We start from the raw sequence: 22,440 nt of genomic DNA on the forward strand, positions 1-22,440 counted from the left end.
ACGGCCCCGAGTGCCACCGGCACAAGGAGCCCACAGATGCCGGCCCTCCGTTCCCGAGTGACCACCCACGGCCGCAACGCCGCGGGTGCCCGTTCCCTGTGGCGCGCCACGGGCATGGGCGACGACGACTTCGGCAAGCCGATCGTCGCGATCGCCAACTCCTACACCCAGTTCGTGCCCGGACACGTGCACCTCAAGGACATGGGTGACCTCGTCGCCGGCGCGATCCGCGAGGCCGGCGGGGTGGCCAAGGAGTTCAACACGATCGCGGTCGACGACGGCATCGCGATGGGCCATGGCGGGATGCTCTACTCGCTGCCCTCGCGCGAGATCATCTCCGACGCCGTCGAGTACATGGTCAACGGGCACGCGGCGGACGCGCTGGTCTGCATCTCGAACTGCGACAAGATCACCCCCGGCATGCTGAACGCCGCCATGCGGCTCAACATCCCGACCGTGTTCGTGTCCGGCGGGCCGATGGAGGCGGGCAAGGCGGTCGTGGTCGGCGGCGTCGCGCAGGCCCCGACGGACCTGATCACCGCGATCTCGGCGTCGGCGTCGGCGGAGGTCGACGAGGACGGGCTGGAGAAGGTCGAGCGCTCGGCCTGCCCGACCTGCGGCTCCTGCTCCGGCATGTTCACCGCCAACTCGATGAACTGCCTCACCGAGGCGCTCGGCCTCTCGCTCCCGGGCAACGGCTCGACCCTCGCCACGCACGCCGCCCGCAAGGAGCTCTTCCTCGAAGCGGGCCGGACGGTGATGCGGCTGGCCAAGCGCTGGTACGACGAGGACGACGCGTCGGCGCTGCCCCGGTCCATCGCGACCCGGCAGGCGTTCGAGAACGCGATGGCCCTGGACGTCGCCATGGGCGGGTCGACGAACACCGTGCTGCACATCCTCGCCGCCGCGCAGGAGGGCGAGATCGACTTCACCCTCGCGGACATCGACGCGATCTCCCGCCGGGTGCCGTGCCTGAGCAAGGTCTCGCCGAACTCCAGCTACCACATGGAGGACGTGCACCGGGCCGGTGGCATCCCCGCGATCCTCGGCGAGCTGTGGCGCGCCGGACTGCTCAACACCGACGTGCACACCGTGCACTCGCCGTCCGTCGAGGAGTGGCTGAACACCTGGGACATCAGGGCGGCCGCGCCGTCGGAGACCGCGGTCGAGCTGTTCCACGCGGCGCCGGGCGGGGTCCGGACCACGCAGGCGTTCTCGACGGAGAACCGCTGGTCGTCGCTGGACACCGACGCCGCGGGCGGGTGCATCCGGGATCTCGCCCACGCGTACACCGTCGAGGGCGGGCTGGCCGTGCTCAGCGGCAACCTGTCCGAGAAGGGGGCCGTGATCAAGACCGCCGGCATCCCGGAGGACATCTGGCGCTTCGAGGGCCCGGCGCTGGTCGTCGAGAGCCAGGAGGAGGCCGTCTCGGTCATCCTCACCAAGCAGATCCAGCCCGGCGACGTGCTCGTCGTCCGGTACGAGGGCCCCGCGGGCGGGCCGGGGATGCAGGAGATGCTGCACCCCACGGCGTTCCTCAAGGGGGCGGGGCTGGGCGCGAAGTGCGCGCTGGTCACGGACGGCCGGTTCTCCGGCGGCTCGAGCGGCATCTCGGTGGGGCACGTCTCCCCCGAGGCGGCGGCCGGTGGCGTGATCGGGCTCGTCGAGAACGGCGACCGGATCCTGATCGACGTCCGGGAGCGGACCCTGCAGGTCCTCGTCGACGACGACGTGCTGGCCGAGCGCCGCGCGAAGATGGACGCGAGCGAGCGGCCGTGGCAGCCCAAGGACCGGGAGCGGGTGGTCTCCAAGGCCCTCCGCGCCTACGCGGCGATGGCGACCTCGGCGGACACCGGCGCCGTCCGCAACATCTGACCCCTGTGCGTGCGCAGCCTCGCTAGAACGAGGCTGCGCACGCACGACCCCGTCCGAGGTGTGCGGATCCGGGTTTTGCCTGGTCACCGCCGGTCGTGCGCGTGGAACCTCGTTCTAGCGAGGTTTCCCGCGCACAGGTGGGTAGCGTCTGCCCCATGACTCTTCCGACGCGCTCGCTCGGCGCCCTCGAGGTCTCCGCCCAGGGGCTCGGCTGCATGGGCATGTCCCAGAGCTACGGCAGCGGCGACGAGGCCGAGTCGGTCGCGACGATCCACCGCGCGATCGACCTCGGCGTCACCCTGCTCGACACCGCGAACGTCTACGGCGCCGGCGCGAACGAGGAGCTCGTCGGCCGGGCGCTCGCCGGGCGGCGGGACGAGGTCGTGCTCGCGACGAAGTTCGGCATCGTGCGGGACGCCGAGGGCAACCAGGGCGCGCGGGGCGACGCGGCCTACGTCCGGCAGTGCTGCGACGAGTCCCTGGCGCGCCTCGGCGTCGACCACATCGACCTCTACTACCAGCACCGGGTGGACCCGGACACCCCGATCGAGGAGACCGTCGGGGCGTTGAAGGAGCTCGTCGAGGCCGGGAAGGTCCGGCACATCGGGCTCTCCGAGGCCGGCGCGGACACGATCCGCCGGGCCCACGCCGTCCACCCGATCGCCGCGGTGCAGAGCGAGTGGTCGCTGTGGACGCGCGGGATCGAGGAGTCCGTCGCGCCGACGTGCGCGGAGCTGGGGATCGGCGTCGTGCCGTTCTCCCCGCTCGGCCGTGGCTTCCTGACCGGCGCGATCACGTCGACGTCGCAGTTCGGCGAGGGCGACATGCGCCGGAACATGCCCCGCTTCGGCGAGGAGAACCTCGCCGCCAACCTCGCGATCGTCGAGGCACTGAAGATCATCGCGGAGGAGCGGGGCGTGACGCCCGGGCAGCTCGCGCTGGCGTGGGTGCAGCACAGGGGCGAGAACGTCGTCCCGATCCCGGGGACGAAGCGGCGCACCTACCTGGAGCAGAACGTCCAGGCCGCCACCCTGGAGCTGAGCGCGGACGAGATCGCCCGGATCGAGGCCGCGGCGCCCGCGGACAAGGTCGCGGGAGCCCGCTACCCGGAGGCCATGCAGCGCAACGTCGGGCGCTGAGCCGCGGCTCCGCCGCCCGCGCGCGAACAACGTTGTTCCCGCGACGGTTTCCGCTCACAGGCGCGTCAGCGCACGTCCCGCGCGGTCCAGCATCTCCTCGACCCGGGCGGCGCCGAGGTGGTCCGCCGCGAAGCCGAGGTAAGCGACGTTGATCTGCACCTGCGCCCACGCCCACTCGACGGCGCGGAGCTCGGCGGGCAGTTTCAGGCCGCTGAGCTGCGTAAACGCCTCGTAGTACGGCGACGGATCGGCGTCGCCCTGAGCGGCGAGGGTCGCGACGTCCAGGCCCGCGGGCGCCACCCGGGCGTTGCCCCAGTCGATCAGCCGGGCCGCCCCGTCGTCGACGAGGACGTTCCCGCGATGCACGTCGCCGTGGCACAGGGTCTTCGGGAGGGCGGCCAGCGCCGCGCCGATCCGCGGGTCGCTTCCCCACCCGTCGACGAGGTCGGCGCCGGCCGCGTAGACCTGCTCGCCGGTGCGCCCGAGGGCGCCGCGCAGGGGGATCAGCGTCCGGTCGCACAGCGAGCGCCACCACCCCGCGTCGACGACCGGGATGCCGCGGGGCCGCTTGCGGAACCAGTGCGCGTGCACCCGGGCCAGCGCGGTCCACGCCTGCACCGGGACGTCGGGCCCCTCGGCGAGCGGCGTCCCGTCGACGAAGGAGAGCACGATCTCGTCGCCCGCCGCGGCCAGCATGCGCGGCGCGAGATCTCCCTCGACCACCGCGACGGCCCGCATCGCCGCGACCTCGGCCGGGCTCGCCCGCTTCACCACGACCGGGACGGCCTGCCCGTCGACGTCGAGGTCCACCCGCTCCACGACGCCCGAGCTGTACCCGCCGGCGAGCGGCGCGCGCCCCCCGACGACGGCCGTACCGCCCAGCCGCCGCCCCACCGCGGGCAGCCACGGGTCCGAGCTCACCGACGCAGGCCGAACAGCACCGCCAGCGCGACGCCCACCCCGATGACCAGGCACAACGACGCCCACGGCAGCGGCCGCCGCTGCCATGTCCGGCCCCGGTCGAGCGCGATCCGGCCCGCCCCGGTGAACAGCAGGGCGGCGGCGCCGAGGCCGAGCAGGACGTCGAGCTCCAGGGCGTTCGGCGCGGCCGCCGCGTAGAACGGCACCGTTCCCCACTTGACGACCACCGCGACGATCTTGATCGCGAGCAGTCCGGCCGCCGCGAACGGGGTGAGCAGGCCCAGCACGATCATCGCGCCGAGGATCAGCTCGCCGCCGCCGAGCAGCCACGCGAGCGTCGACGCCTGGGAGGTGAAGCCGTGGGCGGAGACGATGCCCGTCGTCGCGGACAGGCCGAGGCCGCCCCACATGCCGAACACCTTCTGCATGCCGTGGGCGAAGAACAGCCCGCCGACGCCGAGACGCAGCAGCAGCATCCCCAGATCCGCGCCGCCGGTCCAGCTGACCGGGCGGCGGTCCGGGCGTTCCTCCGGCGGCTGCGAGCCCCCCAGGGTGCCGAGGTCGAACTGCCGGGTCGGTTCGGTCATGCGCCGGAGGTTACCGGCGATCTCCAGCTCCGAGGTGCCCGCGACCTGGCGTTTCGGATAACGAGTCAGTACCCGTCGACGACGAGGTTGGGCGGCTCCTCGCCGCGCGCGAACACCGCGATCTGCTCGGCCGCCACGCGGTAGGCCCGCCGCAGCGCACCGGGGACGCTGCCGCCGACGTGCGGGGTCAGCAGCAGGCCCGGGGCCTTCCAGAGCGGGTGGTCCGCGGGCAGCGGCTCCGGATCCGTCACGTCGACGGCGGCGCGGAGCCTCCCGCTGTCGAGCTCCGCGGCGAGGGCGTCGGTGTCCGCGACCGGGCCGCGTGCCCCGTTGACCAGGACCGCGCCGTCCGGCATCGCGGCGAGGAACTCCGCGTCGACGAGCCCGCGGGTCTGGTCCGTCAGAGGGATGATCACGACGCAGGCGTCGTGGCGCGGGAGGAGGTCCAGGACCTCGTCGATCCCGTGGACGCCCTCGCGCGCGGTGCGGCCGACCAGCGTCGTCTCCACCTCGAAGGGCGTCAGCCGGCGCACCGTGTGCTCCGCGACGTCCCCCGCGCCGACGATCAGCACGCGCTTCCCGGCGAGCTCGTCCGTGGAGTGCTGGTCCCACTCCGCGCGCTCCTGCGCACGGACGAAGCCCGGGATCTCCCGGTAGACGGCGAGCAGCGCGGCGACGATCCACTCGGCCGTCGCACCGCCGTGCGCGCCCTTGGCGTCGGACAGCGCGACGCCGTCCGGGAGCCGGCCGATCCAGGCCTCGGCGCCGGCGGTCAGCAGCTGGACCAGCTTCAACGCCGGCAGCTTCTCGGTGATCCGGACGACGTCGCCCGAGGCGAGGAAGGGCGGGACGAGGACCGTGGCCTCGCCCGCCTCGGCGGGGAGCTCGCCCGTCGGGTCGTAGCGGACGGCGCGGACCCCCGGGACGTCGGCGAGGAACTCGAGCCCCTCGTCGTGGGGAACCAGGACCACGGTCGGACTCATCGCTCTCCCTGTCTGCGGGCTCGACCCCGTCATCGCTGTGACACCGACCGTAACCTGCTCACCGGACGCTCACCTGCCCCCGCCTAGCCTGGCTCCGTGCGATCACTCCGGCGGACCCGCGTGGCACGGGCCGTGCTCGCCGTCGGGATGCTCGGGGCCCTGCTCGCCGGCTGTGCGACGTTCCCGGACGACAGCCCGCGGGACTGGACCGAGAAGCGCGAGGGCCAGGGCGAGCTCGGCGGCCCGCCGTCGGTGCAGCAGGCGCCGACGCCGAGCCGGCCGGGCCCGAACGGCGGCGGCTCCGAGGAAGGTGGCGGAGGTGGCGAGCCGACGGGCTGCGTCGACGCGGACCCGCAGGTCGTCGCCACGTGCCTGAACCCCGTCGGCGCGATCGCGGTGCTGCCGGACGCGCAGTCCGCCCTGGTCGCCGAGCGGACGACGGGCCGCGTGCTGCGCGTGCGCCGCGGCGCGGACCCGGAGCTGGTCACGACGGTCCCGGTCGACGCGACGGGCGGCGGCGGGCTCACCGGCCTGGTGCTCTCCCCCGCCTACGCCGAGGACCAGCTCGTCTACGCGTACGCGACGACGGCGGCGGACAACCGGGTGCTGCGGCTCGCGCCGAACGAGGCCCCGAAGCCGGTCCTGACCGGGATCCCCCGCGGACCGTCCGGCAACCGCGGGGCGCTCGCCGTCGACGTCGACCGGTCCTTGCTCGTCGCGACGGGCGCGGCCGGGGACCCCGCGCCGCCGGCGACGTCGCTCGCCGGCAAGGTGCTGCGGATCGACACCCTGGGCCGGCCGGCGGCGGGGAACGCGAACCCCGCGTCACCCGTGCTGAGCTCCGGGCTCCGCGCGCCGGGCGGGATCTGTGTGGATCCGGCGTCGCAGTCGGTGTGGGTGACGGACCGGACGGGCACCCGGGACGTCCTGCAGCGGGTCGGGCCCGGCCCGTTGCCGTCGCCCGCGTGGAACTGGCCGGACCGGCCCGGGGTCGCGGGCTGCATCGCCCGGCCGGGCGTGATCGTCGTGGGGCTGACCGGCGGGACCGCGGTCTCGGTGCTGCACCCGGCGCCGGACGGGACGTTCACCGGCAACCCGGAGACGATGCTGACGGGGGTCTACGGCCGCCTCGACGCCGTCGCACCCGCGCCCGACGGGCTGCTGTGGCTGGGGACCGTGAACAAGGACGGCGGCAAGCCGGTCCCGAGCGATGACCGGGTCATCCGCATCCAGCCACCCTCGGGTGGGGGTGAGTCGCGCAGCTGACGCCGCCCGTGCGCGGACGACCTGTGGACAGAAGGTCGTGCGCGGATAACGTCGCCGGAACGACGTCACCCGCGCACGGGCAGCGTCAGCTGCACCTTTCGATGATCAGCTCTCGGACCCGCTTGGCGTCGGCCTGCCCCCGGGTGGCCTTCATGACCGCGCCCACGATCGCGCCCGCGGCCTGGACCTTGCCGCTCCTGATCTTCTCGACGACGTCCGGCTGGGCCGCGAGGGCCTCGTCGACCGCGGCGATCAGGGCGCCGTCGTCCGAGACGACCTTGAGGCCGCGCTTCTCCACCACGTCGTCCGGCTCGCCCTCGCCGGCGAGCACGCCGTCGACGACCTGGCGGGCGAGCTTGTTGTTCAGCTCGCCGGAGGAGATCAGCTCGATCACCCGGGCCACCTGCTCCGGCGTGATCGGGAGCTCCTCGAGTGCGACGCCGGCGGTGTTGGCCTGCTGGGTCAGGTACGCGACCCACCACGAGCGGGCCTCGCCCGCGGGCGCACCCGCGGCGACGGTGGCCTCGATGAGGTCCAGCGCCCCGGCGTTGACGAGGTCCCGGAGCTCCTCGGGCGTGAGGCCCCACTCCGCGGAGATGCGCCTGCGGCGCTCCCACGGCAGCTCGGGCAGCGTCCCGCGCAGCTCCTCGACCCACTCCTCCGAGGGGGCGATCGGGACCAGGTCGGGCTCCGGGAAGTAGCGGTAGTCCTCGGAGGTCTCCTTGCGCCGTCCGGCCCGGGTGGTGCCGGACTGCTCCTCGAAGTGCCGCGTCTCCTGGACGATCTCACCGCCGTCGAGCAGGACGGCCGCCTGGCGGGTCATCTCGTATCGGACGGCCCGCTCGACCGACCGCAGCGAGTTGACGTTCTTGGTCTCGGTGCGGGTGCCGAGCACGCCGGAGCCCTTGGGCGACAGCGACAGGTTGACGTCGCACCGCATCGAGCCCTGGTCCATCCGGACGTCGGAGACGCCGAGGGACTTGATCAGGTCCCGCAGCTGCGTGACGTAGGCGCGCGCCACCTCGGGCGCGCGGGCACCGGTGTCCGGGATCATCTTCGTGACGATCTCGATCAGCGGGACGCCCGCCCGGTTGTAGTCCAGCAGCGAGTACTCCGCACCGTGGATGCGGCCGGTGGCGCCGCCGACGTGCAGCGACTTCCCGGTGTCCTCCTCCATGTGCGCGCGCTCGATCTCCACGCGGACGACGGTCCCGTCGTCGAGCTCGACGTCCAGGTACCCGTCGACGGCGATCGGCTCGTCGTACTGGCTGGTCTGGAAGTTCTTGGGCATGTCCGGGTAGAAGTAGTTCTTCCGCGCGAACCGGCCCCACGGCGCGATCGAGCAGTTCAGCGCCAGGCCGATCCGGATCGCGGCCTCCACCGCGCTGCGGTTGACGACCGGGAGCGAGCCGGGCATGCCGAGGCACGTCGGGCAGACCTGGGTGTTCGGCTCGGCGCCGAACTCCGTGGGGCAGCCGCAGAACATCTTGGTGTTCGTGGACAGCTCGACGTGGACCTCGAGCCCGAGCGTCGGGTCGAACCTCTCCACGACCTCGTCGTAGTCGACCAGCGTCGGCGCGGTCATCGGGCAACCTCCAGCTCCGGGATGCGGGCGATCAGCGGGCCCGACTCGTCGGCGTTGCGGGCGGCCTCGAAGGCCGCACCCACCCGGTACATCACGGCCTCGCCCAGGGCGGGCGCCATGATCTGCAGCCCGACGGGCAGCCCGTCCTCCTCGGCCAGCCCCGACGGGACCGACATCCCGGCCACGCCGGCCAGGTTCGTCGGGATGGTCGCGAGGTCGTTGAGGTACATGGCCAGCGGGTCGTCCACCTTCTCCCCGAGCCGGAACGCCGTGGTGGGCGCCGTGGGCGAGACCAGGACGTCGACCTGCTCGAAGGCTGCGGCGAAGTCCCGGCTGATCAGGGTGCGGACCTTCTGCGCCTGGCCGTAGTACGCGTCGTAGTACCCGGACGACAGGGCGTAGGTGCCGAGCATGATCCGGCGCTTGACCTCGGGGCCGAACCCGGCCTCACGGGTGGCCGCCATGACCTCCTCGGCGCTGGCTGCCCCGGAGCCGTCGACGCGCAGGCCGTAGCGCATGGCGTCGAACCGGGCGAGGTTCGACGACACCTCGCTCGGCAGGATCAGGTAGTACGCGGCCAGGCCGTACTCGAAGTGCGGGGCGGACACCTCGACGACGTCCGCGCCCAGCTTCTCCAGCCGGCGCAGCGCGGCGTCGAACGAGGCGCGGACGCCGGGCTGGTAGCCCTCGCCGCCCAGCTCGCGGACCACCCCGATGCGCACGCCGGACAGGTCCCCGGACGCGCCGCGGCGCGCCGCCTCGACGACGGCCGGGACCGGCGCGTCGATGGAGGTGGAGTCGAGCGGGTCGTGCCCGCCGATGACCTCGTGCAGCAACGCGGCGTCCAGCACGGTGCGGGCGCACGGCCCGCCCTGGTCCAGCGAGGACGCGCAGGCCACGAGCCCGAAGCGGGAGACGCCGCCGTAGGTGGGCTTGACGCCGACGGTGCCGGTGACGGCCGCGGGCTGACGGATGGAGCCGCCGGTGTCCGTGCCGATCGCCAGCGGGGCCTCGAACGCGGCCAGCGCCGCGGCGGACCCGCCGCCCGAGCCGCCGGGGATGCGCGAGAGGTCCCACGGGTTGCGCGTGGGCCCGTAGGCCGAGTACTCGGTGGAGGAGCCCATCGCGAACTCGTCCATGTTCGTCTTGCCCAGGATCGTGATCCCGGCGGCGCGCAGCCTGGCCGTGACCGTGGCGTCGTAGGGCGGGCGCCAGCCCTCGAGGATCCGCGAGCCCACGGTCGTGGGCATGTCGACGGTGGTGAACACGTCTTTGAGCGCCAGCGGCACCCCGGCCAGCGGGGACACCGGCGGGGTTCCGGCGGCGATCGACTCGTCGACCAGCGCGGCGGAGGCGAGCGCCGCCTCACCCGCGACGTGCAGGAACGCGTGCACGTCCCCGTCGACGGCGGTGATGCGGTCCAGGTGGGCCTGCGCCACCTCGACGGCGGACACCTCCCGAGAGTGGATCTTCTCCGCGAGCGTGCTCGCGTCGAGCCGGGTCAGGTCGGCGCTCATGCCTCTTCTCCCAGGATGCGCGGCACGCGGAAGCGGCCGTCCTCGGCCGCGGGGGCCCCGGAGAGCGCCTGCTCCTGGCTGAGGCCCGGGCGACGGACGTCCGGCCGGAACACGTTCTGCAGCGGGACCGCGTGCGACGTCGGCGGGATGTCCTCGGCGGCGACCTCGCCCACGCGGGCGACGGCGCCGAGGATGACGTCGAGCTGGCCGGCGAAGACGTCGAGCTCGACGTCGGTGACGGCCAGCCGGGCCAACCGGGCGAGGTGCGCGACCTCGTCCCGGGAGATGGCCCCTGGTTCGGCGGACATGTCCCTCCTCGAGAGAACGTGAGCGGGCCCGAGGACCCTGGTGCGATGCTTGGCGGGCGGGGCGGCCGGCAGCGCGGGCACCTGCTCGTGACCGGCCTCGACGCCCGGGACGCCGGCGACGGCGAGCCCGTACACCCAGTCTAGGCCCGGTCGGCGACAGCGTTCGACACGGTTCCGTCCGGCCCCCGCGCGACCTGCCGCCCGGCGCACCACGGACCGGGCGTCGACGGCACCGCGCCGCTCGCCGACGGCGTTTGGCAGGATCACGGTGCAGTGCCCCGCCGGCGCTCCCCGGTGGCCGGGGCGCGTGCGTCCCGGAAGACCCGGTGCCGACGCCGGGGTGGACGAGGAGGCGTGGAGGCGTGTCGTTCCTGCTCCGGGTGGTTCTCCCGGACGAGCCGGGCATCCTGGGAGCGGTCGCCACCGCACTCGGTGGTGCCGGCGCGGACATCCTCGGCGTGGACGTCGTGGAGCGGACCGACGGGCAGGCCGTCGACGACCTCGCCGTCGAGCTCCCCTCGGGCCGGCCGCCGGACGTGCTGATCACCGCCGCGGAGGCCGTGCCCGGGGTGCAGGTCGAGTCCGTGCGCCCCTACACCGGCCGCCTGGACACCCATCGGGAGCTGGAGCTCGTCGACGAGATCGCCTCGGACCCCGAGCACGGCCTCCGCCGGCTCGCGGAGGAGGTGCCGCGGCTGTTCCGGGCCGGGTGGGCGATCGTCGCCGTCCGCGACGACGGGCGGTCCTACCGGCTGGCGGAGAGCCAGGCCGCCCCGGAGACCCGGGCCGGGGACCTGCCGTGGCTGCCGCTGAGCAAGGCGATGGTCGTGGACCCGGAGCAGCACTGGGTGCCGGAGCCGTGGTGCGCGCTGGACACCGAGATTGCGGCGGCCCCGTTCGGCACCCGTGAGCCCGCGAAGGCCCTGGTGGTCGGCCGCCCGGGCGGGCCGGGCTTCCGGCCGTCGGAGCTGGCGCGGCTCACCCACCTGGCCGGGATCGTCGCCACCGTGCTCGGCAGCTGAGACGCTGTCGACCATGGGTCGCCCCTGGGCGCGGGTGCCGGCGAGCGTCGGCGCGGCGTTGCGTCCCGCCTTCGTGGCGACGACGGACGCGATCGTCGCAGCGGTCCGCGTCCAGGTCCCGGAGTACGCGCGGCCGCTGACCGGGCGGTTCGGCGAGCGCATCACCGAGGGCGTCTCGGTGGCGCTGGAGCAGTTCATCGCGCTGCTGGGCTCGGACACAGAGCTGCCGGACACCCGCATCTACCGCGAGCTGGGCCGCATCGAGCACCGCGAGGGCCGCACGCTCGCCGCGCTGCAGTCGGCCTACCAGATCGGCACCCGCACGGCGTGGCAGGAGCTCGGCAGCCGCGGAGCCGCGCACGACCTGCCGCCCGAGACCATCTTCGCGCTCGCCGAGGCGCTGTTCGGCTACGTCGAGCAGCTGTCCGCGGCGTCGGTCGCGGGCTGGGCCGAGGAGGACGCCTCGCACGCCGGCTCGGTGCAGACCCGGCGGCACGCGCTCGTCGAGGCCCTGGCCCGGCGCCCCCCGACCGCTGCGCCGGAGATCGAACGGCTCGCCGTCGCCGCCGGCTGGACCGTGCCGGCGAAGGTGGTCGCGCTCGTCGTGCCGGACGCGGTGGAGGTGGCCGCGCGGGTGCCCGGCGCGATCGCGGCGGACCTGGACCCGGTGGGGCTCGCGGTCCTGCCCGCGGTGCGCGTGGGCGGGCTGGACGCGGCGCTGGACGCCGCGGTGGGTGCCCTGCGCGGTCGACGGGCCGTGCTCGGCCCGCTCGTGCCCGTCGCGGAGACGTTCCGGTCGGTCGCCCGGGCGCGGGCCGCGTGGCCGCTGCACGCGTCGGGGCTTCTCGGGAAGCCGGACGAGGCGCTGCTGCACGCGGACGCGCACCTCGTCGAGCTGCTGCTGGGCGCGGACCCGGACCTGGCCGCGGACCTGCGGGAGAAGGCCCTCGGGCCGCTGCGGGACCTGCCCGCGGGCGCCGCGGCGCGCAGCGAGGAGACGCTGCGGGCCTGGCTGGACGCGCACGGGGACGTCACCGTCGCGGCTGCCGCCCTGCACGTCCACCCGCAGACGGTGCGCTACCGCCTCGCGCAGTTGCGCGAGGCCTACGGGGGCGCGCTCGACGACCCCACCGCGCGGCTGGAGATCGAGGTCGGCCTCCGCGTCCGCGACGGCCGCTGAACCGGTCACGCCCAAGGTCGCTCACACACAGGGCCGCTCACACACCAGGGCCGCTCACGCCGATGGAAACGGGTCCGCGCACACGGTGGAACGTGTGCGCGGACCCGTGACCTGTGGGTGAGCGTCAGGAGGCGAGGCGGGCGGGGCCGGCCGCGTCCGCACGCGGGGCGACGGCCAGCGGGCGGACCCGCGGGGCCTGCTCCGCGACCGGGGTGCCGTAGCGCTCGTGTCCACCCGGGAACGCCAGGCGGGCGATCTTGCGGAGCACCTTGCCGTACTGCCGCGGCAGCGAGCCGATCGTGTACGGCAGGCCGTAGCGCTCGCAGATGTCCTTCACCCGCGGCGCGATCTCGGCGTAGCGGTTGCTGGGCATGTCCGGGAACAGGTGGTGCTCGATCTGGTGGCTCAGGTTCCCCGTCATCAGGTGGAAGGTCTTCCCCCGGACAGGTTGGCCGAGCCGAGCATCTGCCGGACGTACCACTGGCCACGGGTCTCGCCCTCGAGACGGGACTCGTCGAACGTCTCGGTGCCGTCCGGGAAGTGCCCGCAGAAGATGACCGCGTGGCTCCACAGGTTGCGCACGGTGTTCGCGGTGAAGTTCGCCGCGATCGTGTTCAGCGCCGACGGGCCGGAGAGCAGCGGGTAGACGACGTAGTCCTTCGCGAGCTGCTTGCGCACCTTGCGGAGGATCGTGCCGATGCTCTTCCTGGCCTCCTTCCACGACTTCTCGCCGGACTGGACCCGGTCCAGCTCGATGTCGTAGATCGCGATGCCCCACTCGAAGATCAGCGAGAGGCCGAGGTTCGTGAGCGGCTGGATCAGGTACTTCGGCGACCACTCCTGCTCGGGCGTGACGCGCATGATGGAGTAGCCGAGGTCGCGGTCCAGGCCCTCGATGTTGGTGAACGTGTGGTGCTCGAAGTTGTGCGACTTCTGCCAGAACTCCGACGGGTCCGCGTGGTCCCACTCCCACTTCGTCGAGTGGATCTTCGCGTCCCGCATCCAGTCCCACTGGCCGTGCAGGATGTTGTGGCCGAGCTCCATGTTGTCCAGGATCTTGGCCACGGACAGCGCCGCGGTACCGGCGAGCCAGGCGGGCGGGAACTTTGAGAACAGCAGCAGAGCGCGGCCGCCGACCTCGAGCGAGCGCTGCGCGAGCAGCACCTTGTGGATGTAGCGGGCGTCCCGCTCGCCGCGGGACCCCATGACCTCGTCCCGGATCGCGTCGAGCTCGGCGCCGAGCGCCTCGACCTGCTCGTCGGTCAGGTGGGCGGCGGCGCTGGTGCGCGGGGCCTTGGTCGGAGTCGTCGCAACGGGGGTCGGGCGGGTGCTGGCGGTGAGGGTCACTGGCATGTCTCCTGACGGCGCGAGCTCTGTGGTGACAGGTCGCGCGCTCACAGATCGAGGGTGATGTCGCCGGTGGGAGCGGTGACGCACGTTCGGACGGGACGGTCGGGCGTCTCCGCGGCGTCGATCAGCTCCCCGGTGTGCAGGTCGCGGACCGCACCGGCGCGGAGCTTGCCGACGCAGGTGTGGCAGATGCCCATCCGGCAGCCGTTGGGCAGCAGGGCGCCGGCGTCCTCGCCGGCGACCAGGACGGGGGTCTCGGGGGCGGCGTCGGCGGTGATGCCGCTCGCCGCGAAGGTGATCCGGCCGCCCGTGCCCTCGGTGCCGCGCAGGGCGGGCGGGCGGAAGCGCTCGACGTGCAGGGTGTCCGGGTCGGCTTCCCGGGACCAGAACTCCCCCAGGTCGTCGAGCAGGCCGCCGGGTCCGCAGGCCCAGGTCTCGCGGGCGGCCCAGTCCGGCACCTCGTCCGCGAGCGCGGCGGGGGTGAGCCGGCCGTGCAGCGCGGTGTGCCGCTCGACGAGCCGCAGGCCGCTCGTCGAAGCGAGCTCGCGGAGCTCCGGGCCGAACACGACGTCCGCCGGCGTGCGGTCGCAGTGCACGAGGACGGCACCGGACAGCGCGTTCCGCGGCAGCGCGCGGAGCATCCCCATGACCGGGGTGATCCCGCTGCCCGCGGTGACGAACAGCAGCTTCTCGGGCGTGGGCTCCGGGAGGACGAACTCGCCGGCCGCCGGGCCGAGGGCGACGACGGACCCCGCGGGGGTGCCGTGGGCGAGCAGCCCGGACATCCTCCCGCCCGGGACCGCGGTCACGGTGACGGCGAGCAGCTCGTCCCCGGGCCGCGACGTCACCGAGTAGGTGCGCCAGTGCCACACGCCGTCGAGCCGCAGCCCGATGCCGATGAACTGGCCGGGCCGGTGCGTGGCGAACGGCGCGCCGGGGCGCAGGAACAGCGTCGTGGTGTCCGCGGTCTCCCGGCGGACCCGCACGACCCGGGCCCGCGGATCGCGCCGGGACCACATCGGGTTGAGGGTGCCGAGGACGTCGTCGGGCAGCAACGGCGTCGTCAGCAGGTGCGCGGCCGACCGCGCACGGCGCCCCACGCGGCTGCCGAGACTGCGTCCGAACCGACCTACTGCACTCATGGCATCAACGGTATTGAGCGATCACCACAAGAGGCCACGGTCTGGCCCACGTCCTGGGTCCGGGATCTGTTGCGGGACCAACAAGACACGAGCGAGGAGTGACGACTCAGTCGTTTGCGGGCGGAACTCTGCGGGTAGCCGCCGCGTTCCGGTTGCGGGTTCCCGGCGTGGCACGTCCGCCGGGGCTCAGACCCGGATGGCGAGGGCGGCGCGGGCGAGGTCGTCGTTGCCGGTGGCGAGCCAGCCGTCCGGGCGGACCAGGACGTCCTCGAAGCCGATCCGGGTGTCGATGCCCATCCGCATCGCGTACTCCAGCACCGGCCAGGCCCCGTCCTCCTCGCCGTGCAGGAGGACCGGGACCGGGAGCTGCCCGAGCGCCCGCAGGATCCGGACGGCCTCGGCGACCGCCGTCTCCGGGTCCGTCACGGTGGACTCCGCGAGCACCCGCACGGTGCTCGGCGGGACGCCCTGCTGGCGCAAGGTCACCGCGTCCCCGCTGGTCCAGACGCCGAGCTCGACGCCGATACCCACCGAGGCGGCGGCGTTGCAGACGTCGATCCAGCCCTTCTCGTGGACGTTGACCGAGCAGACGTCCGGCTTGCCGACCCCGAGCCGCCCCCAGGCGAGGACGGCCTCGATGCGCTTGCGCGGGTCCGGCTGGATCCAGCGGCCGGTGGTCACGCCGATCTCCATGACCGGGGCCTCCTGGCGCATGAGCGCCACGGCGTCCCCGACGTGCACGGGTTCGATCGTCTCCTGGCCGTGGGGGTCCCGCGGATGCACGTGCACGGACGAGATGCCCAGGCGGGCCACCGCGCGGGCGTCCCGCGCCAGATGGCGGGCGAGCACGGGCAGCGCCGGGTGCGCGTCCTCCGGACGCGAACCGTTCAGAACCGCCTGCAGCACCGTGCTCCCACCTCTCGTCCCCGGAAAGCGGAGAGCCTAGTCAGTACGCGTACGACGGCGGAGCCAGGAGGAGCGGAACCGCACGAGCGTGTGTCACCCGCCCGCCGGGACGCCCTCGGTGGTCTTCGTTCCCGCTGGTGGCGCGGTTCATCACGGTTCGGTCACGACTGTGCGGGCGCCGCGCCGGCAGCGCCCAGCGCTGCGTCCGGACCCTGCTCGAGCAGTACCCGGAAGCCCGCCTCGTCCAGGACCGGCACCCCGATCTCGACCGCCTTGTCGTACTTCGACCCGGGTGCCTCGCCCGCCACCACGAACGCGGTCTTCTTGGAGACCGAGCCGGCCGCGCGGCCGCCGCGGGCCATGATCGCCTCCTTGGCCTCGTCCCGGGAGAAGTTCTCCATCGAGCCGGTGACGACGATCGACATCCCCTCGAGCGTGCGCGGGACCGAGTCGTCCACCTCGTCGACCATCCGCACGCCCGCCGCCCGCCATTTCGCGACGACGTCCCGGTGCCAGTCCACCGTGAACCAGTCCCGGACGGCGGCGGCGATGGTGGGGCCGACGCCGTCGACCTGCGCGATCGGGGCGAGCGCGGCGGCGACGGCCTTGGCCTGGGCCCGGGTGGCGGCCCTGGCCGCCTTCTCCGCCTCCGCGGCGAGCGCCTCCGGGTCCGGCTCCGCGTCGGAGGCCGCCACGTCCGGGCCGCCCGCCGCCGGCGGGACGGCGTCAGGAGCGTCCTCCTCGGTGCCGTCCGAGGTGATCTCCACCCCGGCCTTCTCGGTCTCCTCCGCGGCCCGCGCGGCCGCCTCCTCGATGGCCTCCATCGAGGAGAACTCCCGGGCCAGGGCCTGGGCCGCGGTGGGCCCGACGTGCCGGATCGACAGCCCGACCAGCACCCGCCACAGCGGCCGGTCCTTCGCCGACTCCAGGTTGGCCAGCAGCTTGCCGCCGTTCGCCGAGAGCGCGCCCGCCTTGGTGCGGAACAGATCGACCCGGAGCAGGTCCTCCTCGGTGAGGGAGAAGACGTCTCCCTCGTCCGTGACGACGCCCGAGGTGAGCAGCGCGGTGGCGGCCTCGTAGCCGAGCCCCTCGATGTCGAACGCGCCGCGGCCCGCGACGTGGAAGAGCCGCTCCCGCAGCTGCGCGGGGCAGGAGCGGGAGTTCGGGCAGCGCAGGTCCACGTCCCCGGCCTTCTGCCGCACCAGCTCGGTGCCGCACTCCGGGCAGTGGGTGGGCATGACGAACTCGCGCTCACTGCCGTCCCGGACCTCGATGACCGGGCCGAGCACCTCCGGGATGACGTCGCCGGCCTTGCGGATGACGACCCGGTCCCCGATCAGCACGCCCTTGCGGCGCACCTCGTCCGCGTTGTGCAGGGTGGCCATCGCGACCGTGGACCCCGCGACCAGCACCGGCTCCATCTGCGCGAACGGGGTGACCCGGCCGGTGCGGCCCACGTTGACCTGGATGTCCAGGAGCCGGGTGGTGGCCTCCTCCGGCGGGTACTTGTAGGCGATCGCCCAGCGGGGGGCCCGCGACGTCGACCCGAGGCGGCGTTGCAGCGAGACCTCGTCCACCTTGACCACGACGCCGTCGATCTCGTGCTCGATGTCGTGGCGGTGCTCGCCCCAGTACGCGACGAACGCGACGACCTCGTCGATCGCCTTCGGCCCGCCGAAGACCTTCGTCCGGCTGGAGACGGGCAGGCCCCAGGCCTGCAGCGCCTGGTAGGAGTGCGACTGCGTGATCGGGGTGAACCCCTTGCGCCTGCCGAGGCCGTGGCAGATCAGCCGTAGGTTCCGCGAGGCGGTGACGCGCGGGTCCTTCTGCCGCAACGAGCCCGCGGCGGTGTTGCGCGGGTTCGCGAACGGCGCCTTCCCCGCCTCGACGAGGGACGCGTTGAGCCGCTGGAAGTCCTCGAGCCGGAAGTAGACCTCGCCGCGCACCTCGACCAGCTCCGGCACCGGGAACTCGTCCGTCCCGGTCAACCGCTCGGGCACCTCGGCCAGGGTCCGCATGTTGAGCGTGATGTCCTCGCCGGTGCGCCCGTCCCCACGGGTGAGGGCCCGGGTGAGCAGGCCGTTCTCGTAGAGCAGGTTCACCGCGAGCCCGTCGATCTTGAGCTCGGAGAGGTAGTGCAGGTCCGTCCCGAGCTCCTTGGTGACCCGGTCCGCCCAGGTGCGCAGCTCCTCCTCGGAGAACGCGTTGTCCAGGCTGAGCATGCGCTCGAGGTGGTCGTACGCGGTGAAGTCCGTGGAGAACTTCCCGCCGACCTTCTGCGTGGGCGAGTCCGGGGTGCGGAGCTCGGGATGCTCCTCCTCCAGCGCGACCAGCTCACGCCACAGCGCGTCGAACTGGCCGTCGGACACGACCGGGGCGTCCAGCACGTAGTAGCGGAACTGGTGGTCCGCGACCTCCGTGGCCAGCCGGGCGTGCCGCTCCCGTACGGCGTCGGGAACGGAGCTCGTCGAGATCTCTGGACTCACGGGATGCAGGCTAGTGCGCGGGTCCGACAGTCACCGACGCACGCAGCCGACGACGTCCGCGATTCGCCCGACCCGGGTCCACCGGCGCGACGGCTCAGCCGCCGGCGTCCTCCAGGCCGCCGAGCAGGCGGCGCAGCAGGTCGTCGAGGCGGCGGCGGTCCGCGGCGGACAGGACGGACAACAGCTCCCGCTCGTTGTCGACGTGTTCCACCACCACGTCGTCGACCGTCCTGCGGCCGGCCGCGGTCAGTGTGACCAGCATGCTGCGCCGGTTCTCCGGGTCCAGCCGCCGCTCGACGTGCCCGGCGGCCTCGAGCCGGTCCAGCCGGTTCGTCATCGCGGCCGGCGAGAGCATGAGCGTCCGGGCGAGGACGGTGGGCGTCAGCGTGAACGGGGAACCGCTGCGGCGCAGGGCGGCCAGGACGTCGAAGTCCCCGGTGGAGAGGCCGAATCGGGTGAACGTGCGCTCGACGAGGGGCGCCGCGACCGCCGCCATCCGGCCCAGCCTGCCGAAGGTCGCCATCGCGTCCAGCGCGGCGGCGTCGAGGTCGGGGCGCTCGGTGCGCCACTGCTCGACGATCCGGTCGATCGGGTCCTGGTCCGCCACGGACGCAGCATAGTTCGACCACGAAACCCTTGACGTCGTACTTTTCGACGCCGTACTTTTTGGCACATGAACAGAGCAGGAGGCGTCGGCGGTCGCCCGTCTACGGTGATCGAGTTCTCCGCGGCTCTCGAGGCCGCCTGCCCGGCGGACGACGCGTGGGCCGTGCTCGCGGACTACGCACGGGACGCCGAGTGGCGCGGCGCCGTCGAGTCGATGGTCCCGACGCCGCCCGGACCCGCGACGCCCGGGACGGTCACGGCCGAACGGATGCGATTCGCGGGCCGGACCCTGCACAACGACGGCGAGGTGGTGACCACGGGCCCCGGCCTGCGGTTCACCTGGCGCACGACGTCCGGGGTCGACGCCGAGGGCTCGCGCGAGGTGACCCCGCTCGGCCCGGGACGCTGCCGGATCGCCCTGCACACCCGCGTGCGCCCGACGGGGGCGGAGCGCTTCTACGCCCCGCTCGCCCGGGCCGTCCTGCGGCGCGGCCTGCGGGCCGACCTCCGGCGCTTCCGCGACCTCGTCGAAGCGGGCCGCGGGTGAACATCGTCCCGACCGGCTAACCTTGGGTGCATGAACGATCGTTCCCCTGCGGTGCTGATCGCCGACACCGGCCGCGGGAACGAGGCGGCCATCCTCAACGCGGCGCTGGACGCGTTCGGCGCGGAGGGCTTCAACGGCGCCTCGATGCGGACCGTCGCGAAGCGGGCGGGCACCAGCCTCTCGAACCTCTACAACTACTTCCCGTCGAAGTCCCGGCTACTCGCCGAGGTGCTCCGGCACGCGAACGACGAACTGTCCGCCCGGATCCGCCGCGCGGTGGACGACGCGGGTGACTCCGCCGGTCCGCGGATGCGCGAGGCCGTGCGCGCCTACGTGGGCTTCGTGGTCGACCACCAGGTCGCCATGCTCGTGTCCACGAGCGAGGTGCGGTACCTGGGCGGCGAGGACCGGGACCGGCTGATCGCGGAGCGGGACGAGACCCAGCGGATCTTCGAACGGATCGTGGACCAGGGCGTCGAGGACCGGGAGTTCCGCACGCCCTACCCGGCGGACGCCGCGCGCGCCATCCTCTCGACGGTCGGCGCGATCGCCACCTGGTACCGGCCCGAGGGCCGGCTCTCCCGGGGCCAGCTCGCCGAGCAGCACGCCCGCTACGCGCTCGCTTTGCTCGAGGCCCCACTCGCCCACTAGTTGCGAACGTTCGTTCGTGTCCGCGCCCTCGCTGGGGGGCCCCGCGTCACTCGGGGTCGGTGAACGCCTGCCCGATGCGCCGGCACAGCTCCATCGCGGTGCGGGCCCAGTCCGGGGTCGCGTTCGCGAGCCCGGTGTTCGGGGTCGGGACGGCCAGCTCGGCGAGGCGGACGCGGGCGAAGCCCAGGCGGTCCGCGAGGTCGAAGGCCCGCTGGGCCAGGTCCTTGATCTCCGGGGTCCGCTCCATCGGGCGGGCCGGGACCATGCCGAGGAACAGCGGCATTCCGGTGTCCCAGATCCGGCCGATGGCGTCGAGGGCGGCCGGGACGGCCGTGGCCCCCGAGATCGACCGCCGGGTGGCGTCGACGGCCAGCGCGACCGCGCCGACGTCGGACAGGAGATCCAGCGGCGGCCGGTCCGCCCCGCAGCGGACGACGACCGGCGCCCCGATCGCGGAGATGAGCTCCCGCAGGCCGTCCGCGGCGTCCTGCTCGGAGACCGACCGGACGGTGCCGTAGCCCGACGCCGTCGGCAGCAACCCCGCCAGCACCTCCGGCAGCTGCGGCTCGTCGAGCTGGACGAGGACGCGCGCGCCGGTCCGGGCGGCGACCTCGGCGACGTGACCGCGGAGCCCCTCGGCCAGGCTCGCGGAGAACTCCCGGACGGCGCCGCGGTCGGTGAGGATGCGGTGGCCGCTCATCGTCTCGATCCCCGCCGCGAGCGACCACGGCCCCACCGCCTGCACCTTCACCCATGCGGGTCGCGGGCCGTCGCAGGCCTCGTCGAAGGCATCGACGTCCCTGCGCAGCAGGTCGACGGCGCGGCGATGGTCCTTGCCGGGGCGCGCGGTGACCCGCCAGCCGCTCGGGACGACCTCCACCGCGAGGTCCACGAGCAGGGCGGCGGTGCGCCCGATCGGGTCCGCGCCGACGCCGCGCGCGGGGAAGCGGGCAGGTGCGGCAGCAGCGGGAGCTCGCCGACGACGGTCGCCGCGGCCTCGCGCGGATCCGTGCCGGGGAGCGGACCGAGGCCCGTCGCGGCGCCGGGTGACCAGAGCTCGACCGGCCCGGTGTCCTCGGGCTCGGGCTCCTCGGTCACCTCGAAGCGGGGCGCCGGGGGCACGGTCTCCCCGGCGCCACCCCGCCGAGACCTGCCGCGGCGAGCGCGGCGGCGAGGGGATCGGGGCCTTCCGGAGTGCTCATCCGACGAGTGTCACACCCGACCCCGGCGCGTCCACCCCAGGGGGACGGCCGCGACCGCGATGTCGTCGACGTCGATCAGCCGGTGGACGCGATCGTCGCCGAGCCCAGCACGACGTCCCCGCCCGCGTCCGGCCGGTAGAACGCCACGGCCTGCCCGGGCGCTACCCCGCGCAGCGGCTCCGTCAGCGCGACGCGGACGTCGCCGTCCGCGGCCGGGACGACCTCGGCCGTGGTGATCCCCCCGTGCGCCCGGACCTGCACGGTCGCGGCGAACGGGCCGTCCGGCGCGGCCCCGGAGCCCCAGACCGGGCGGCGCGCCACGATCGTCGAGACGGCCAGGGCGCGCTCGGGGCCGACCCGCACGGTGCCGCTGACGGGCTCGATGCCCAGCACGTAGCGGGGCCGGCCGTCGGCCGCGGGGCGGTCCACGCCGATCCCCTTGCGCTGCCCGACGGTGAACCCGTGCACGCCGGCGTGCCGGCCGAGGACCTCGCCGCTCTCGGCGTCGACGATCTCGCCCGGCTTCTCGCCGATCCGCGAGGCGAGGAAGGCGCGCGTGTCCCCGTCCGGGATGAAGCAGATGTCGTGGCTGTCCGGCTTCTGCGCGACCCGCAGGCCGAGCTCCTCCGCCTCCGCGCGCACGTCCGGCTTGCGGGTGTCCCCGATGGGGAACATCGCGTGGGCGAGCTGGTGCTCGGTGAGCACCGCGAGGACGTAGGACTGGTCCTTGTCCGCGTCGACGGCCCGGCGCAGGGCGCCGTCCTCGAGCCGCGCGTAGTGGCCGGTGCACACGGCGTCGAAGCCCAGGGCGAGCGCCTTCTCCAGCACCGCCGCGAACTTGATCTTCTCGTTGCAGCGCAGGCACGGGTTCGGGGTCTCGCCCGCGGCGTAGCTCGCCACGAAGTCGTCGACCACGTCCTCGGCGAACTCCTCCGAGAGGTCCCACACGTAGTACGGGATGCCCAGCACGTCCGCGGCGCGGGCGGCATCCGCGGCGTCCTCGCGGGAACAGCAGCCCCGCGAGCCGGAGCGCAGCGCGTCCCGGGTGCGGGAGAGGGCCAGGTGCACCCCGACGACGTCGTGTCCCGCCCGGACGGCGCGCGCGGCGGCGACGGCGGAGTCCACCCCGCCGGACATGGCGGCCAGGATCCTCATCGGCGCTGCAGC

20 protein-coding genes and 1 pseudogene are annotated in these 22,440 nt (G+C 73.9%); 7 read left to right on the plus strand and 14 right to left on the minus strand.

All coding sequences use genetic code 11. The annotated features are described in order from the left end of the window. Window positions 1-36 precede the first annotated feature (36 nt). Entirely contained in the window at window positions 37-1,875 is a 1,839-nt protein-coding gene (gene ilvD / locus WBK50_RS25845; protein ID WP_341338091.1) for a dihydroxy-acid dehydratase, read from the plus strand. Between the two features lie 155 nt (window positions 1,876-2,030). Further along, complete coding sequence (locus WBK50_RS25850) at window positions 2,031-3,014, plus strand: aldo/keto reductase (RefSeq protein WP_341338092.1); 984 nt, start codon at window positions 2,031-2,033, stop codon at window positions 3,012-3,014. Window positions 3,015-3,068: 54 nt separating this feature from the next. On the opposite strand, the gene WBK50_RS25855 is transcribed toward WBK50_RS25850, so the two are convergent. The 3 genes from WBK50_RS25855 to WBK50_RS25865 all read right to left on the minus strand — a co-directional run bounded on the left by WBK50_RS25855 (window position 3,069) and on the right by WBK50_RS25865 (window position 5,505). Beyond that, window positions 3,069-3,935 carry a phosphotransferase gene (locus tag WBK50_RS25855; RefSeq protein WP_341338093.1) on the minus strand — a complete coding sequence of 289 codons (867 nt, stop codon included), beginning with the start codon at window positions 3,933-3,935 and terminating at the stop codon, window positions 3,069-3,071. After that, window positions 3,932-4,522 carry a DoxX family protein gene (locus WBK50_RS25860; protein ID WP_341338094.1) on the minus strand — a complete coding sequence of 197 codons (591 nt, stop codon included), beginning with the start codon at window positions 4,520-4,522 and terminating at the stop codon, window positions 3,932-3,934. The genes WBK50_RS25855 and WBK50_RS25860 overlap by 4 nt, the downstream gene beginning before the upstream one ends. A 65-nt stretch (window positions 4,523-4,587) precedes the next feature. After that, window positions 4,588-5,505 (minus strand): 2-hydroxyacid dehydrogenase, encoded by a 918-nt coding sequence (locus tag WBK50_RS25865; RefSeq protein WP_341338095.1) that lies wholly within the window; start codon window positions 5,503-5,505, stop codon window positions 4,588-4,590. Between the two features lie 96 nt (window positions 5,506-5,601). On the opposite strand from WBK50_RS25865, the gene WBK50_RS25870 reads away from it, so the two are divergent. After that, complete coding sequence (locus WBK50_RS25870; protein WP_341338096.1) at window positions 5,602-6,771, plus strand: PQQ-dependent sugar dehydrogenase; 1,170 nt, start codon at window positions 5,602-5,604, stop codon at window positions 6,769-6,771. A gap of 85 nt (window positions 6,772-6,856) precedes the next feature. On the opposite strand, the gene gatB is transcribed toward WBK50_RS25870, so the two are convergent. From gatB to gatC, 3 genes are read right to left on the minus strand one after another with little or no spacing between them, the layout of a single operon-like run. Next, window positions 6,857-8,356 carry an Asp-tRNA(Asn)/Glu-tRNA(Gln) amidotransferase subunit GatB gene (gene gatB / locus WBK50_RS25875; protein ID WP_341338097.1) on the minus strand — a complete coding sequence of 500 codons (1,500 nt, stop codon included), beginning with the start codon at window positions 8,354-8,356 and terminating at the stop codon, window positions 6,857-6,859. Next, on the minus strand, window positions 8,353-9,873 hold the full coding sequence (gatA, locus tag WBK50_RS25880; RefSeq protein ID WP_341338098.1) for an Asp-tRNA(Asn)/Glu-tRNA(Gln) amidotransferase subunit GatA: 1,521 nt from the start codon (window positions 9,871-9,873) through the stop codon (window positions 8,353-8,355). Before gatA ends, gatB begins: the two co-directional genes overlap by 4 nt. Continuing rightward, entirely contained in the window at window positions 9,870-10,181 is a 312-nt protein-coding gene (gatC, locus tag WBK50_RS25885; protein WP_341338099.1) for an Asp-tRNA(Asn)/Glu-tRNA(Gln) amidotransferase subunit GatC, read from the minus strand. Before gatC ends, gatA begins: the two co-directional genes overlap by 4 nt. Before the next feature lie 362 nt (window positions 10,182-10,543). Between gatC and WBK50_RS25890 the strand changes: the two genes are divergently transcribed. Continuing rightward, entirely contained in the window at window positions 10,544-11,203 is a 660-nt protein-coding gene (locus WBK50_RS25890; RefSeq protein ID WP_341338100.1) for an ACT domain-containing protein, read from the plus strand. A gap of 13 nt (window positions 11,204-11,216) precedes the next feature. After that, entirely contained in the window at window positions 11,217-12,383 is a 1,167-nt protein-coding gene (locus tag WBK50_RS25895; RefSeq protein WP_341338101.1) for a PucR family transcriptional regulator, read from the plus strand. A gap of 124 nt (window positions 12,384-12,507) precedes the next feature. On the opposite strand, the gene WBK50_RS25900 is transcribed toward WBK50_RS25895, so the two are convergent. From WBK50_RS25900 to WBK50_RS25925, 6 genes are all read right to left on the minus strand, one after another. Next, window positions 12,508-12,804: a fatty acid desaturase family protein gene (locus tag WBK50_RS25900; protein WP_341338102.1), complete on the minus strand. Its 297-nt coding sequence runs from the start codon at window positions 12,802-12,804 to the stop codon at window positions 12,508-12,510. Then, a complete protein-coding gene (locus WBK50_RS25905; RefSeq protein ID WP_341338103.1) occupies window positions 12,804-13,730 on the minus strand; it encodes a fatty acid desaturase family protein in 927 nt (308 codons plus the stop codon). Before WBK50_RS25905 ends, WBK50_RS25900 begins: the two co-directional genes overlap by 1 nt. A gap of 47 nt (window positions 13,731-13,777) precedes the next feature. Beyond that, the gene (locus tag WBK50_RS25910) at window positions 13,778-14,875 is read right to left on the minus strand and encodes a ferredoxin reductase (RefSeq protein WP_341338104.1); all 1,098 of its coding nucleotides are present in this window, start codon (window positions 14,873-14,875) and stop codon (window positions 13,778-13,780) included. A gap of 186 nt (window positions 14,876-15,061) precedes the next feature. Then, window positions 15,062-15,781 (minus strand): 3-keto-5-aminohexanoate cleavage protein, encoded by a 720-nt coding sequence (locus WBK50_RS25915; protein WP_341338105.1) that lies wholly within the window; start codon window positions 15,779-15,781, stop codon window positions 15,062-15,064. Between the two features lie 161 nt (window positions 15,782-15,942). Further along, window positions 15,943-18,267, minus strand: a complete 2,325-nt coding sequence (gene ligA / locus WBK50_RS25920; protein ID WP_341338106.1) for an NAD-dependent DNA ligase LigA — start codon at window positions 18,265-18,267, stop codon at window positions 15,943-15,945. A gap of 94 nt (window positions 18,268-18,361) precedes the next feature. Continuing rightward, on the minus strand, window positions 18,362-18,874 hold the full coding sequence (locus tag WBK50_RS25925) for a MarR family winged helix-turn-helix transcriptional regulator (protein WP_341338107.1): 513 nt from the start codon (window positions 18,872-18,874) through the stop codon (window positions 18,362-18,364). A gap of 66 nt (window positions 18,875-18,940) precedes the next feature. Here WBK50_RS25925 and WBK50_RS25930 point away from each other — a divergent pair, with 66 nt between their 5' ends. Together WBK50_RS25930 and WBK50_RS25935 are read left to right on the plus strand one after the other, a co-directional pair. Continuing rightward, on the plus strand, window positions 18,941-19,420 hold the full coding sequence (locus tag WBK50_RS25930; RefSeq protein ID WP_341338108.1) for an SRPBCC family protein: 480 nt from the start codon (window positions 18,941-18,943) through the stop codon (window positions 19,418-19,420). Window positions 19,421-19,450: 30 nt separating this feature from the next. Next, a complete protein-coding gene (locus WBK50_RS25935) occupies window positions 19,451-20,071 on the plus strand; it encodes a TetR family transcriptional regulator (protein WP_341338109.1) in 621 nt (206 codons plus the stop codon). A 46-nt stretch (window positions 20,072-20,117) separates the two neighbouring features. Here WBK50_RS25935 and WBK50_RS25940 read toward each other — a convergent pair. After that, window positions 20,118-21,273, minus strand: a pseudogene (locus WBK50_RS25940) (methionine synthase). 75 nt (window positions 21,274-21,348) lie between these two features. Further along, the gene (mnmA, locus tag WBK50_RS25945; RefSeq protein ID WP_341338110.1) at window positions 21,349-22,428 is read right to left on the minus strand and encodes a tRNA 2-thiouridine(34) synthase MnmA; all 1,080 of its coding nucleotides are present in this window, start codon (window positions 22,426-22,428) and stop codon (window positions 21,349-21,351) included. Window positions 22,429-22,440 lie beyond the last annotated feature (12 nt).

This window comes from Pseudonocardia sp. T1-2H, from assembly GCF_038039215.1.
Taxonomy (GTDB): Bacteria; Actinomycetota; Actinomycetes; order Mycobacteriales; family Pseudonocardiaceae; genus Pseudonocardia.